Below are 13,614 nucleotides of genomic sequence, written 5' to 3'. Positions count from 1 at the left end.
TACTAGCGAGGGCAAGTGGGGATGTAAAGTTTCAAAAACCATCAAAGATAAAATCGATTGAATCTTTGATACGCTGACGATAAGCACGTGCATCCATTACTTGTTTGCCTAATAGAGATAAAGGCACGCTTGCCATTTCATGGGTCATGACCAGGTAACTGTTTCCCTCAATTTCAATGATCGGATTAAGCCGTTTTACCTGCTTGTTTCTGAGTTTGCTGATCGGGAGCATAGGAATGACGAGGCGAGTGCTTAACTGGTCAATAATATCGCTTTGAACATCGACCAGGTAAGGGTATGAGCTTGTTTTGCTAGTATTTTGATAGATAACATACTGCATCTTTAGAACGTCCTGTATTCATCCGACAGTAAACCGTGCTCTTCAGTTATGCGATTCAGTTCCTGTAAACCAGCACTGTTTTCTCGTTTCCAGTTTTCAGCTGCCACGGTACGAATTTCCTGGCGAAGCGCTGCAGTCAATATGGCCGAAAGGTTCAAGCCGGCATCCCGAGCTTGCTGCAAAAGCGTCGGCTCGACGGTAACACTCACCGTTTTCTTTTGCCTTACACCTGTGTTTGGCATAAATCCCCCTTGTGATATACACGTGTAATTTACGTGTGTCAGAGTATGGTTGAAAACGCAGCATACATCAATTGGTGCCTCAAGCTATTGCTCGCCGTTATTGTCATCTCAAACAGTCATCCACACAGAAACCGTCATCTTCGGGCATGAATTGCTTACCGCATCCTGCTTAGCAAACCCATATCTAGAAAATGTCTGCGCAGACGAATCCTTTCAGTCGTGACATCCATCACTGTGCAAAATGTAACCACCAAGATATTTCATCTTAAAGCCATCACTGTTCACATTTAACTGTGCAGCCAAAGCGCGTGCCGATTATCTCGTCTCGTGCACATTTCTGACCCAACGATTCCTCTAACTTATTTCCTCGATAGCAACACTTTTTACCGACCTGCACGTTATGTCTTCCCCGACATTTCAAAAACCTACAAGGACAATAATGGTGAACATAATGAAAAAAATATCAGCAGCCTTAATCTCTCTTGCCCTTTGTAGCAGCGCCTTTGCCGCCGAACCGCTCAAAATGGGCGTCGTGGTCAAAGTGGGCGGAAACGCCTGGTTCAACTCTATGGAGGAGGGCATTAAAAAAGAGGCAGCGAAAGAGGGCGTGAATGCATGGCAGGTCGGCCCAATTGCGCAGGACCCCGCACAGCAGGTGAAAGCGATTGAAGATTTGATCGTGCAAAAGGTGGATATCATCGGCGTGGTGCCGGTCGATCCTGCTGCTCTTGAGCCGGTGCTGAAAAAAGCCAAAGACGCGGGCATCAAAGTGATTGTGCATGAATCGCCAGGCCAGAAATATGCCGACTGGGATTTTGAACTGGTGGATGCCAAATCCTTTGGCGAGCGCCATATGCAGTTGATGGCGCAGTGCATGCATGAGCAGGGGCAATACTCGATTATTGTCGGCAGTCTGACCATTCCTCTGCACCGTGTTTGGGCGCAGTCGGCGATTGATTATCAGAAACAGCATTACCCTAAAATGCAGCAGATAGGCGATCTGTTTGGTACCGGCGAGTCGGTGGATGAATCGATGCGCGTCACCAAAGAGATGATGCTTAAATATCCTGATTTCAAAGGCATGATGGCCTTTGGTTCACCAGGCCCAGTGGGTGCCGGACGTGCGGTGCAAGAGCGCGGGGCCAAAGATAAAGTCTGCGTAGTGGGGGCGTACAGCCCGAATCAGGCTGCGGCTCTGGTGCGGAATGGCAATATCAAAGGGGGCTATATCTGGAACCCGATGACCGCAGGCGAGCTGTTTGTGCGAATTGGCAAAATGGTCGCCGAGGGTAAAACCATCACCGACGGCACCCAAATTGAAGGCATGGGCAAAATGCGCGTCGATAGCGCCAACCATACGCTGTTTGGTGACAGCCTTGAAAGTCTGGATAAAGACAACCTCCCGAAACTGATCAAAATGGGCCTGTAAGGAGTCGCCGTGAGCAGACGTAAAATCATTATTGATACCGATCCGGCGATTGGTATTCCCGGCACCGATGCGGACGACCCCATCGCCATTATGCTGGCGTTACAAGATCCGCGGCTGGAACTGCTGGCGATCACCACCGTATTTGGCAATTGCCCGCCTGCACTCGGGGCGCGCTGTGCCACACGTATTTTACAGGTTGCCGGGCGCAGTGAGATTCCGGTGGCGATAGGGCAGGCGGTGCCAATGGGTGGCACCTTACCTGAACTGCTGCAAAAGGAATATCAGGGGTCTCGCGGTAAGGAGGGCAGCATTGCACTGCCGGCCCTGCAAGATTCACACTGCGGCCAGCATGCCAGCGAGTTGATTATTGATTTGGTGCGTCAGCATCCAGGCGAAATTACTCTAGTGTGTATTGGCGCGCAGAGCAACCTGGCGCTGGCACTGATCAAAGCACCGGATATCGCCCCGCTGATCAAAGATGTAGTGATGATGGCGGGTGCACTGGGCATGGATGCAAAATGGGGGCGCGGCAATATCACGCCGGTAGCCGAGTGCAACATCTGGTTTGATCCGCAGGCCGCTGACATTGTGTTCCGTTCCGGGATCCCCCTGGCAATGGTGAGTCTCGATGTCACCAACGCGGATGCGGGTTTGGTGCTGACGCGTGAACATCTGGCCGGGTTGAAAGACGATAAGCCGCTCACGCAGTTGTTTAAGCAGGTATGCGCCTGTTACTTCGATGCACCGATGTTTGACTGGTCAGAAGGCTGCGTGCTGTACGATCCGCTGGCGGTTGCCGTGGCGGCTGATGCGCAGGTTGGCGCTTTCGAGGCCATGGCTATTGGTATCGAAACCCAGGGGCGGCTAACCGTCGGGCAAACGGTGCCACTGCGTGATACGCCCGCCAACGTGCAAGTCTGTACGCAGATTGATGGGCATAAAATCGTCAGTGATATTGTGAACATCATCACCGGGTGAACCGTAGCGGCGCAATTTATTGCACGATAAATCGCGCCGCGACCCTGTTTTAAACCCACAATGACTTGCATCCTGGCCTATCCGCGTCCACCTTTAAAGCCTCGGTTCAACACAAATGGACGCACCATGCTTTGGTTATGGAATACGCTGATTCTGCTGACAGCAGTGGTTGTGATGGAAGTGATTGCGGCGCTGTCGCACAAATACATCATGCACGGTTGGGGCTGGGGTTGGCACCTCTCGCATCATGAACCCCATGACGGCAAGTTTGAACTCAACGATCTCTACGCCGTGGTGTTTATGCTGATGGCGATTGCGCTGATTTATATCGGCGTAAACGGCGTTTGGCCACTGCAATGGATTGGGGCGGGGGTCACGGTTTACGGCGCACTCTACTTCATGGTGCATGATGGCCTGGTGCATCAGCGCTGGCCGTTCCGCTACATTCCGCGCAAGGGCTATCTTAAGCGCTTATATATGGCGCACCGCATGCATCATGCGGTGCGTGGGCGTGAAGGTTGTGTCTCGTTTGGCTTTCTTTATGCGCCGCCGCTGCACAAATTGCAGGCGGCGTTGCGTCAGCGCCATAAACCTCTCAACGTGGACGCTGCCACAAGCCGTCCGGACGCGACGCCGGACGAGACAAGCGTGAAGTAAGCGCCAATCCGGCGCCTTTCACCAGTAGCGCCAGTTTCTCGCCGCTGCTGGTGCGCTGTCTGGCATCCCACGCGTGCGCCCCTGCATGCTGCACCTTCACACCAATTTCACGATAAACCCCTCGCGCGGTGGCAATCGCCCATGCGGAGCGCAACGGCAATCCCGGCAGGCCCGAACGCGCAGAGAGGTAATAGGGCTCGGCTTCACTGACCAGGCGCGCCGCCAGCGGGGCCAGCGCCGCTCGATGTTGGGGATCTGCGAGGTCTTTACCGGCCAACCCGGCTTGATCCAGCCAACTCTGTGGCAAATAGCAGCGCCCATTTTGCGCATCCTCAACAATATCTCGTGCGATATTCGTGAGCTGGAAGGCAAGGCCCAAGTCGCAGGCACGATCCAACACCGCTTCGTCGCGAACACCCATGACGCGCGCCATCATCAGACCCACCACGCCAGCCACGTGATAGCAGTAACGCAGCGTATCATCGAAGCTGGCGTAGAGTTCTTCGCGTGCATCCATCGCGAATCCTTCCAGATGGTCGAAAGCCAGCTGCGGCGGCAATTGATGGATAAGCGCCACTTCCTGAAACGCCTTGAACGCCGGCTCATCCATGTGTGCGCCGCTGTAGGCACGGCGGGTTTCAATTTGCAGATGCAGCATGCGCGCCTGGGCATCTTCAACCGGATGCTGTGTACCCCCTTCGCCCAACGTCTGGCCATCAATCACATCATCGCAGTGCCGACACCAGGCATAGAGCATCAGGGTGCTGCGTCGCGTGGGGGCGTCAAACAGTTTGGCGGCAGTGGCGAAACTCTTCGAACCCACCGCCATGGTCTGGGTCACCTGTTCCAGTAAGGGTTGACGGTTCATCCGGCGAGGTCCTCCAGCATCAGCTGGGCGGTGGCTTTGGCCGAACCGATCACGCCCGGCACGCCCGCGCCAGGATGGGTTCCGGCTCCCACCAGATAGAGATTGGAGATATCGGCATCGCGGTTATGCGGACGGAACCAGGCACTTTGCGTCAAAATCGGTTCAAGCGAAAACGCCGAGCCATGATGGGCGTGCAGCGTGTCGCGGAAATCAAAGGGGGTAAACATCTGGTGTGTCACCAGTTGTTGACGTAATCCCGGCATATAGTGCTCCTCCAGATAAGCAAAAATGCGATCGCGTAAACGCGGTCCTTCCTGTTGCCAGTCGATGGCGGCGGTACCGAGATGCGGCACCGGCGCTAATACGTAAAAGCTACCGCAGCCCGCGGGTGCCAGCGAAGGATCACTGGAGCAGGGGGCATGCAAATAGAGCGAAAAATCATCCGAAAGCTGGCTGCTGTTGAAAATCTCGTCGATCAACTCGCGATAGCGCGGGCCAAAGCAAACGGTATGGTGCGCCAGCTGGGAATGCGGGTGATTCAGACCGAAATAGAGTACAAACAGCGAGTTACTCATGCGCTTACGTTTCAATGTGGCGGCCCGTCTGCGCGCCGCAGGATGACCCTGCAGCAAACGGTCATAGGTGTGGACCACATCAGCGTTAGACGCCACCGCAGCGGCCGTAAAACGGCGGCCATCTTTCAACTGCAGGCCGCTGATGCGGTTGCCTTCTGTTTCCAGTTGACTCACTTCGGCATTCAGCAACAGTTCACCGCCGAGATCGGTAAACAGGCGCGCCATACCGGCAACTAGCGCGCCAGTGCCGCCGCGCGGAAACCACACGCCCCACTCACGCTCCAGCGCATGAATTAAGGTATAGATCGAGGACGTTGCAAAAGGATTACCGCCGACCAGCAGCGAATGAAAAGAGAAGGCCTGGCGCAAATGGTCGTCCTGAATGAATTTGGCCACCATGCTATACACGCTGCGCCATGCCTGTAATCGACCAAGTTGCGGCCCGGCGCGCAGCATGTCACTGAAATGCAGAAACGGCACGGTGCCGAGTTTCAGGTAGCCCTGCTGGAACACCTCGCGTGAATAAGCCAGAAACTGACGATATCCTGCAACGTCTGCCGGATTAAACGCGGCAATCTGCTTTTCCAGTTGTGGTTGATTATTGTCGTAATCGAGTTGCTTACCATCCTCCCAGCACAATCGATAGAAAGGGGTGACCGGCATCAGGTCGACGTAATCGCTCAATGATTTCCCGGCGAGGGTAAACAACGCTTCAATCGCGGAGGGATCGGTGATCACTGTCGGACCGGCATCAAAAGTGAAGCCCTGATCCTGCCAGGCATAGGCGCGTCCGCCCGGTTTATCACGCTGTTCCAGCAAGGTGGTGGGAATGCCCGCGGCCTGCAGGCGAATGGCGAGTGCCAGCCCACCAAAGCCCGCGCCAATCACATAGGTGCGTTTCATTATTTCTTCCCTGGTTTATTAGAAGAGGTCATCAACAGTGCACGTACCGCTTCGACGATGGGTACCGGCGGTTTGCCACACAAAATGCGCGCTTTGTCGCCAAGACGCAGTTGCCCGGCATAGAAGCGGCTGATTAATCCGGCATCAAGTTGGTAAAAGCGTTGCATCACACGCCAGCGTTTCTCGGGGCGTCCGGCAAGAAACAGCATCCGGTTGAGCGCACGGAAAAAGCGCTGCGTCTGCCAGTGCTGGCGCGCAAAGACTTCAATCTGTTGGCTGAGAGTGGCGGCGTCACTCGGGAGCAGATCGGCAATGGTGTCAGCCAGCACCACCGCTGTCGGCAGCGAATAGCCGGTGGTGGCGTGAAACAAACCGGCACGCAGACCGCTGCAGGGCTGGCCGTGCTGCTGTTGCCAGAAGGCGTCGATATCACCGCTTAAGGTGATCGGTAGCGATCCGCGCTCCTCGCGCAATAACATCCCCAGGTCCCAGTGATGTGTTTGCGCATAGTCGGCAATATTCTGGCGTGTTTTATCCTCTGCTAAGGTGGGATGATTGATGTAGTGCGTATCCTCAATCAACAGGCGGTCAACGCCGAGCGGCAGGGTGTAAACAAAGCGATAGCCCTGCTGCTGATCAACGGTGGCATCCATCAAGATGGGTTGGGTGAGTCCGTGTGGCTTTCTCAGGTGCCACTCCTGACCGATAAAGGCCTGATAGCCCAGTTGCAGGTGCGGCGTATGCTGTAAACCACGGCCATCGATCACTACGGTGGCATTAATAACCTGCCCGTTCGCCAGCGTGACCTGAGTTGGTTTAACCTCTTTCACCGCACACTCGGTTCTGAGATCATCGCCGACGGCTTGATACAGCTGTTGGGCAAAATCAGCGGAAGTAATGGAACAATAATCACCGCTGAAATTGCGGCGTAATGCTGGAAAACGCACCTGATAACCGGACCATTGATGCGAGACAAGCGGCTGTACCCACTGCCACTGTTGCGCATTGAGATCCTGTTGATGGAATGACCAGGTGTGATTGCCCGCAGGATGGTTGTGGCTCTCCAGCATTAGAATCTGCAACTGCGGTTGCCGCTGGCGCAGGCGCAACGCAATCAGCCCATTTGCCAGACCGGCCCCAACGAGAATGACATCATAGTGATCTCGCATCAGGTCGCCTCCGCCAACACCACGCGTTGCTGGCCCAACGCCTGCTCCACAATATCCGCCGCCCGTTCACATCCTCCTGCACGTTGTAGCTGAGTCTGAATCGCAGACAGGCTTAATACATCTCCCTCGTCAGCCAGCAGGTGTTGCAGATGCTGTTCAAGTTGCTGGACGCGACTGAAACGCGACGCACGACGGCCGACACCGTGCCACTCTATACGTGCTGCCACGCCCGGTTGGTCAAACGCCAGCGGTATCGCCAGCATTGGCGTGCCACACTCCAGCGCTTCAAGCGCACTGTTCAGGCCAGCATGGGTGATGAATAACCGCGCGTGCTGTAATGCAGCGCGCTGATCGAGAAAATCGGTGATCCAGGCGGCCCCTGCCTGCTGTAACTCAACGGCTTGCTGCGGAGTTAAGCCGCCGCAGTGGGCAATCACCAGCGAAAGGCGCTGGTGGCGGCATGCCTGCGCCAGATGGAGAAACAGACGGAAACGCTGCCCTTGCAGCGTGCCAAAAGAGGCGTACACCACCGGATGCGGCAGATCGGGCCAGGGGGCGCTCAGCGCTGCCTGCGCGAAGGGTGTGCGTAACAGGCCCACCGCGTGAAAACTGGCGGGAAGATGCTGACGCGGGAAGTCAAACGCAGGCACGATCTGGCTGATTTGCGCCAGTGGAGACAAGCATTGATGTAATCCGTGCCGTTCCGGTAATCCAAAGCTGCGCGCATAATGGGCGATAACCTCCCCGTGCCGCTGCATGATCCGATCATAGATATCCTGGCTGGCCTGAAAGCGGTGCAATGCCTTCTCATCCTGGCCAAAACGAAACGGCATCACGGGCAGCGGAATACCCGCTTCGCGGTTGACGGGCAATGCGCAAGCCACTGAGACAAAGGGCAGCTGCATCGCTTCGGCTACCAGTCCGCCCGCGGCCTCCATCTGGTCGGCAATCACACCATCAATCTGTAATGCTCTAAAGCGTGCGGGCAGTTCACGACACAGCATATCGGTACTGGCAGCGATACCGCCGATCACACGAAACAGTGACAGCGGTGAGGCCAGATGATGCAGCACGGCTGCCAGTGAACCCACCGGATGCGAGCGTTCTCCCACTGGCGCAAAATTGATATGTGAATCGCTTAACAGGCTGTGCGCATCGGCCTGTTGGAAAAAAGTGATGCGATGGCCGCGCGCTATTAAAGTCTGCGACAACGCCTGCAGCGCATGGAAATGGCTGTAGAGCGGTGGCGCAATCACGGCATAGTGCCCCATCGGCGGTGCCGCGATCAGTGAAACTTCGCCAACTGTTGGTTAAACAGGGCGTGCATATATTGACGAGTCGCGATACCGCGATGACAGGCGCAGGCCAGGTGTGCATCGGCACTGCGCAGATGTTCGCGTAAGCGGCGTTCTGCGCCTTCTGCGCCCAGCATCTGCACCAGCGTGGATTTGCCCTGATCCTGATTGATGTCTTTACCCGTGTGTTTGCAACCGTCTGCCAGATCGTCAAGTAACTGAAAAGCCTGCCCCAAATCCTGCGCAAAATAGCTGAGTTTTTGGCGCATCTGCGGCGTGGCATCGGCTGCGATGGCCGCCATTTGCAGCGTGGCGCGGAACAGTACGCTGGTTTTCAGTTCATTCGTTATGGCAATGGCTTCCGGGCTGCGCTGTTGCGCGCCTTGGTGCAAATCCTGGAATTGCCCTTGCACCAGTCCTTGTAATCCAACGGCTGAAGAGAGTTCGGCGATGGCGTGTGATTTCTGCAGCGGCGGTAAGCCAGGCGCAATGGCAATCACTTCAAACGCACGGCTGAGCAGGGCGATGGCGGCCAGAATCGCGACGCTTTCACCAAATTCGCGATGCACAGTAGGGCGACCGCGCCGCATCTGCGCATTGTCCATGGAGGGAATATCGTCGAGGATCAGTGAAGCGGCATGCACCATCTCTACCGCGCAGGCCAAATCGAAAAGGCCGCGCTCGCTGGCATCACACCCCATATCTCGTGCCGCCAACAGCAGCAGTAAAGGACGAATACGTTTACCCGGCGCCAGTGCCCCGGCGCGCATCGCCGCACGCACCTGATCGGTTTGCTGGCCCGCGGGCAGTAATTGCTCCAAGTGCGCCTGCAAAGTCAGGTGCAATTGGCTAAGTTCATTTTCCTGGTCTGCTGTGATGTCGACATGGGCGGTCATAGTGGCTTTCCATGGTTAGTTGAATTGTTATGGTTTTTTTAATTAACCGTAGACTGCGTAAGGTGAGTTCGCCACCGGGTGGAGGGTTTGGTAGCGCGATTAGCGTTCTCGTCGTACCGACCCGTTATATTTTTATGGTGCAATGAATACTCTTTTCCGCGTGATCCTATTAGCGAAATAAGTAACAGCGGTGCCGTAACATCAATTACTCCGGTAGGCTGGTGAGTAATGACTCTCCATTCGGGAAAAATAAAATGAGCGCTTCTCAACCACAAATTCTGATTATTCAGCCGCTGATGCCACAGTTGGATGCCAAACTCTCACAGCATTTCCAGTGCCATCGTTTATATGATTATCAAGAGCCCGCACTGTTTCTTCAGCGGCAGGGAAAAGATATTCAAGGGATCGTGACGCGTGGTGACGTGGGTGTGGAAACGGCCATTCTGGAACAGCTGCCCGCGTGCAAAGCGATAGCCGTATTTGGCGTCGGCACCGACCGCATCGACCTGCGTTATACCGCTGATCATGACATTCAGGTCAGCATCACCAGTGATATTCTGACTGACGATGTGGCCGATCTCGCTATGACGCTGACGCTGGCCTTCTCACGTAACCTGGTGGCGAATCATCTGTTTGCTCGGTCAGGGGAATGGGAGAGCGCCGGTGCGTCACTGGCCACCAAAGCCAGCGGAAAACGTATGGGGATTGCGGGTTTAGGCGCGATCGGACTGGCGATTGCACGTCGTGCCGAGGCCTTCGGCATGGAGATTGCCTACACAGCACGTAGCGCCAAAGATGTGTCTTACAAACGCTGTGACAACATTGAGCAACTGGCTGCATTCAGCGACTTCCTGGTGTTGTCATTGCCAGGTAGCCCGGAAAACCTTCAGCTGGTGGATGCCAGGGTACTGGCCGCTTTGGGTAAAGAGGGGGTACTTATCAATATCGCGCGCGGTACGGTGGTCAATGAAAACGATCTGATTCAGGCGCTGCAGCAGGGCACCATTAAAGGTGCAGCACTGGATGTATTCGCACAGGAACCGGTTATTCCTGCTGCGCTGCGTGAGCTCGATAATGTGCTATTAACCCCGCACATTGGCAGCGCCACCCATGAAACCCGGGAAGGCATGGCAAATAATGTACTGGAGAATATGCTGGCCTTTTTCTCCACCGGGAAAATGCTAACGGCAATATAATTTAATTTTCTGGTGGCAGAAGATTTTCTTATATTCACCGCAATGATTGTTATTTAACCATTGCAATTTCACTCTGCCGAAGTTGTTATGATAATGGCCATTTAACCAGGAGCCATTCATGACAACTCAAAAGATTGCAATTATTGGCGGCGGCGTCATCGGATTAGCGGTGGCGCGCGCGCTGGCGTTGCAAGGCGTGCAGGTCACCCTGTTCGAACAACAGCATATCGGTGCAGGCACCAGCAGCACCACCTTCGCCTGGGTTAACTCTAACGGCAAGCAACCGCTCAGCTATCATCAGCTCAATGCGCTGTCGATGGAAGAACACGTCAAATTACAACTCACTCAGCTAAATGGTCTGCGCTGGCTGGAGACCTGCGGCACCTGGGAATGGGCCGCAGAAGGTGAGGCTCAGCAGCGCCTGCTGCAACGCGCTACGTCACTGCAAGCGCTAGGCTATCCGGCGCGCGAAGTCACGCCCGATCAGCTGCAACGTGAAATTCCTGAACTGCGGCCGCAAGCGGTCAGCGGTGCGGTGTGGCATTTCCCAACCGAGTCGGTGCTGCATCCGGCGCTGTATCTGGCGCGGCTATGGTCTGAAGCGCACGCTCATGGGGCGATTCTGCATCAAAATCAGGCTATCCAGCGCATCGTGGAACAGGCTAATGGCGTCACACTTCACCTTGAGCACGGCGAGCAGTGGCAGGGTGATCGTGTGGTGATTGCCACCGGACGCTGGGCCAATCAACTGCTTAACACCCTTGATGTCGAGCTGGCACTGCTCGACACCAGTAAGCCGAATGCTGTGGCCTGCAGTTTTCTGGCGCGTACCGCGCCGCAGCCGCTTTCTCTGAGTGCCAACCTGATTGCACCACAACTGAACGTGCGGCCAGATGGCGGCGGGCGCTTGCTGTTACAGGCACTGGAACTTGATGATTTGGCCGATCCTGCCGCGCCGCCTTCCACACAAAGCGCCATTGCCGAGCAGTTTCGTGAACGCTATCAATCGCTGTTTGCGGATGCCGGTGAATTGCAGATTGAAAAGATCGTCGTGGGTCAACGTGCACGCCCAGCGGATGGCTTACCGGCGATAGGCTACGTCACACCAGAGCAGCGCGTTTATGTTGCGGTCACACACAGTGGTATTACGCTGTCGCCCTTGATTGGCCGGCTGGTGGCGGAGGAGTTGGTACAAGATCATGCCAGCGATCTGCTCGCCGATTTCCGCCCTCAGCGGTTGATGGGGAGAAGCGCCAGTGATTTCGCGCCGATTAAGCGTAATTTCCCGGCGGCACAATAAAGTCATTTTCCTAAATAATGATATTTTTGTGCCATTTTTGCGGGTGGGCTCGGGTTTGTTTGTTGCAATTATGTTATTACTGAAGGCAATCAACACAGTATTCACTCTCAAGGAGGCAGTATGAAAATCGGTATTGTGGGTTATGGCACGGGCGGGAAAAATTTCCACGCGCCTTTTATTGAAGCAGCACAGGGACTGGAACTGGCGGGAATTGTGGCGCGTGCGCCCGCCACCATTGCGAAAGTGAAAGCTGATTTCCCAGACGTACCGATTTACGCCAGCCTGACTGAGATGCTGGCGGCCGGCATCGATATCGTTACCATCACCACACCACCACAAACCCGACGCGAGTTGGTATTAGAAGCGATTGCCGCCGGTGTAGCGGTGATCGCCGATAAGCCGTTTGCGCCGGATGCCAAAACCGGCCGTGAGCTGGCGGCAGCAGCACAGGCCAAAGGCGTGGTGCTGGGGGCCTACCACAACCGTCGTTTTGATGCGGATTTGCAGACGCTAAAACAGTTGATTGAGCAGCAACGGTTAGGGAAGGTTTGGCGACTGCACAACCGGATGGATCTGGATGAACCGCAAACGCTGGAAGGTGGCCCAACCGGCGGGCTATTGCGTGATATGGGTAGCCATCTGGTCGATCAGGCTATCTGGTTGCTGGGTCCAGTCAAGCGTGTTTACGCCCAGTTAGATCATGTCGAGGTGGCGGAAGGGACCACGGATGCCAGTTTTGTCCTCACCCTGACACACCAGAACGGCAGCCATTCCCACGTCTCATCCAGCAAAATCAATCATCTGATTGCGCGTGAACTGCGCGTCTACGGCGAAAAAGGCAGTTTCACCTCCTATGGTACTGACGTTCAGGCGCAGGCGATCTTCGCAGGTAAGCGTCCGGCTGATGACTTAGCAGGTTGGGGCTATGAGGCAGAGGCAAACTGGGGGACGTTGAATACAGAGCAGGGCAGCGAGCGCGTGCCCTCCGCACAAGGAGCCTATCATGCTTACTATGAAGCCTTTGCCGAGGCGGTTCGGCAGGGTACGCCGCCACCAGTCACCGCTGAGCAAGCAATAGAAGTGCTTGCCGTGCTGGATGCCGCTTTTATCAGCGCACGCGAAAATCGTGTGGTGGATGTCGCTTGAACCCGGAGCGCTGCCTGCGGGTGGCGCTATTTTCCTTCCTTGATGCAGCCCTGCTAGAATACCCGCCTTAAAAATTGAACCTCAGGTTGTTGTTGTGTCGAATTTAACCTTCCGAAATGCCACCTTAGCTGATGTCGATCGTTGCTACGCCATTGAAACCGAAGCCTATGAAGGTGATGAAGCAGCCACACGCGAGAAAATCGCCACGCGTATTGCGCAGTATCCGCAAGGCTTTATCTGTCTGGAGATCGCGGGCGAGGTCGTGGGCTTCATTAATGCTGGCTGCGCCTGGGACGTGGTAATGTCCGATGAGGCGTTCAAAGAACTGATCGGACACGATCCCGCGGCACCCAATGTGGTGATTATGTCGGTGGTTTTAGACCCGGCCTGTCAAGGGAAAGGCTACGCCTCACTGATGATGCGCCATTTCATTGACACCATGAAGCAGATGGATAAACAGACCATCCATCTGATGTGCAAAACCCATCACGTGGATCTGTATAAGAAGTTTGGTTACCAGTACATCAAACCTTCAGAGTCGGATCACGGTGGTATGGCGTGGCATGAGATGCTGATGACGTTGTGATAACCGAAAATGGGCTAAGTAAGTCATGCTGTAC

At 55.1% G+C, this 13,614-nt stretch carries 14 protein-coding genes; 7 read left to right on the top strand and 7 right to left on the bottom strand.

The window, feature by feature from the left end; all coding sequences use genetic code 11:
* Positions 1 to 31: 31 nt before the first annotated feature.
* Positions 32 to 340 carry a CcdB family protein gene (locus ACPUC8_RS15540; RefSeq protein WP_494926755.1) on the bottom strand — a complete coding sequence of 103 codons (309 nt, stop codon included), beginning with the start codon at positions 338 to 340 and terminating at the stop codon, positions 32 to 34.
* Positions 341 to 342: 2 nt separating this feature from the next.
* A complete protein-coding gene (locus ACPUC8_RS15535) occupies positions 343 to 582 on the bottom strand; it encodes a type II toxin-antitoxin system CcdA family antitoxin (protein WP_494926754.1) in 240 nt (79 codons plus the stop codon).
* A gap of 451 nt (positions 583 to 1,033) precedes the next feature.
* Here ACPUC8_RS15535 and ACPUC8_RS15530 point away from each other — a divergent pair, with 451 nt between their 5' ends.
* The 3 genes from ACPUC8_RS15530 to ACPUC8_RS15520 all read left to right on the top strand — a co-directional run bounded on the left by ACPUC8_RS15530 (position 1,034) and on the right by ACPUC8_RS15520 (position 3,646).
* Complete coding sequence (locus ACPUC8_RS15530) at positions 1,034 to 2,011, top strand: substrate-binding domain-containing protein (protein WP_494926753.1); 978 nt, start codon at positions 1,034 to 1,036, stop codon at positions 2,009 to 2,011.
* Positions 2,012 to 2,020: 9 nt separating this feature from the next.
* Positions 2,021 to 2,989: a nucleoside hydrolase gene (locus ACPUC8_RS15525; protein WP_494926752.1), complete on the top strand. Its 969-nt coding sequence runs from the start codon at positions 2,021 to 2,023 to the stop codon at positions 2,987 to 2,989.
* A gap of 126 nt (positions 2,990 to 3,115) precedes the next feature.
* Positions 3,116 to 3,646: a sterol desaturase family protein gene (locus ACPUC8_RS15520; protein WP_058973295.1), complete on the top strand. Its 531-nt coding sequence runs from the start codon at positions 3,116 to 3,118 to the stop codon at positions 3,644 to 3,646.
* On the opposite strand, the gene crtB is transcribed toward ACPUC8_RS15520, so the two are convergent.
* From crtB to ACPUC8_RS15495, 5 genes are read right to left on the bottom strand one after another with little or no spacing between them, the layout of a single operon-like run.
* The gene (crtB, locus tag ACPUC8_RS15515; RefSeq protein WP_494926751.1) at positions 3,585 to 4,514 is read right to left on the bottom strand and encodes a 15-cis-phytoene synthase CrtB; all 930 of its coding nucleotides are present in this window, start codon (positions 4,512 to 4,514) and stop codon (positions 3,585 to 3,587) included. The two genes, ACPUC8_RS15520 and crtB, sit on opposite strands and share 62 nt — an antisense overlap.
* A complete protein-coding gene (locus ACPUC8_RS15510; RefSeq protein ID WP_494926750.1) occupies positions 4,511 to 5,992 on the bottom strand; it encodes a phytoene desaturase in 1,482 nt (493 codons plus the stop codon). Before ACPUC8_RS15510 ends, crtB begins: the two co-directional genes overlap by 4 nt.
* Positions 5,992 to 7,161 carry a lycopene beta-cyclase CrtY gene (crtY, locus tag ACPUC8_RS15505; protein ID WP_494926749.1) on the bottom strand — a complete coding sequence of 390 codons (1,170 nt, stop codon included), beginning with the start codon at positions 7,159 to 7,161 and terminating at the stop codon, positions 5,992 to 5,994. Before crtY ends, ACPUC8_RS15510 begins: the two co-directional genes overlap by 1 nt.
* The gene (locus ACPUC8_RS15500; protein ID WP_494926748.1) at positions 7,161 to 8,432 is read right to left on the bottom strand and encodes a glycosyltransferase; all 1,272 of its coding nucleotides are present in this window, start codon (positions 8,430 to 8,432) and stop codon (positions 7,161 to 7,163) included. Before ACPUC8_RS15500 ends, crtY begins: the two co-directional genes overlap by 1 nt.
* A 14-nt stretch (positions 8,433 to 8,446) precedes the next feature.
* Positions 8,447 to 9,352 (bottom strand): polyprenyl synthetase family protein, encoded by a 906-nt coding sequence (locus ACPUC8_RS15495; RefSeq protein ID WP_494926747.1) that lies wholly within the window; start codon positions 9,350 to 9,352, stop codon positions 8,447 to 8,449.
* Positions 9,353 to 9,606: 254 nt separating this feature from the next.
* Here ACPUC8_RS15495 and ACPUC8_RS15490 point away from each other — a divergent pair, with 254 nt between their 5' ends.
* The 4 genes from ACPUC8_RS15490 (at position 9,607) to ACPUC8_RS15475 (ending at position 13,580) form a co-directional block, all read left to right on the top strand.
* Positions 9,607 to 10,548 (top strand): 2-hydroxyacid dehydrogenase, encoded by a 942-nt coding sequence (locus tag ACPUC8_RS15490; protein ID WP_494926746.1) that lies wholly within the window; start codon positions 9,607 to 9,609, stop codon positions 10,546 to 10,548.
* Positions 10,549 to 10,666: 118 nt separating this feature from the next.
* On the top strand, positions 10,667 to 11,848 hold the full coding sequence (locus ACPUC8_RS15485; protein WP_494926744.1) for an NAD(P)/FAD-dependent oxidoreductase: 1,182 nt from the start codon (positions 10,667 to 10,669) through the stop codon (positions 11,846 to 11,848).
* Between the two features lie 120 nt (positions 11,849 to 11,968).
* The gene (locus ACPUC8_RS15480; RefSeq protein WP_494926743.1) at positions 11,969 to 12,994 is read left to right on the top strand and encodes a Gfo/Idh/MocA family protein; all 1,026 of its coding nucleotides are present in this window, start codon (positions 11,969 to 11,971) and stop codon (positions 12,992 to 12,994) included.
* 94 nt (positions 12,995 to 13,088) lie between these two features.
* Positions 13,089 to 13,580, top strand: a complete 492-nt coding sequence (locus tag ACPUC8_RS15475; protein WP_039337336.1) for a GNAT family N-acetyltransferase — start codon at positions 13,089 to 13,091, stop codon at positions 13,578 to 13,580.
* The last annotated feature ends 34 nt before the right edge of the window (positions 13,581 to 13,614 follow it).

The sequence above is a fragment of the Pantoea sp. CFCC18177 genome, from assembly GCF_059412425.1.
Note: the sequence above shows the minus strand (reverse complement) of the source record. Positions and strands in the feature narration are given on the sequence as shown.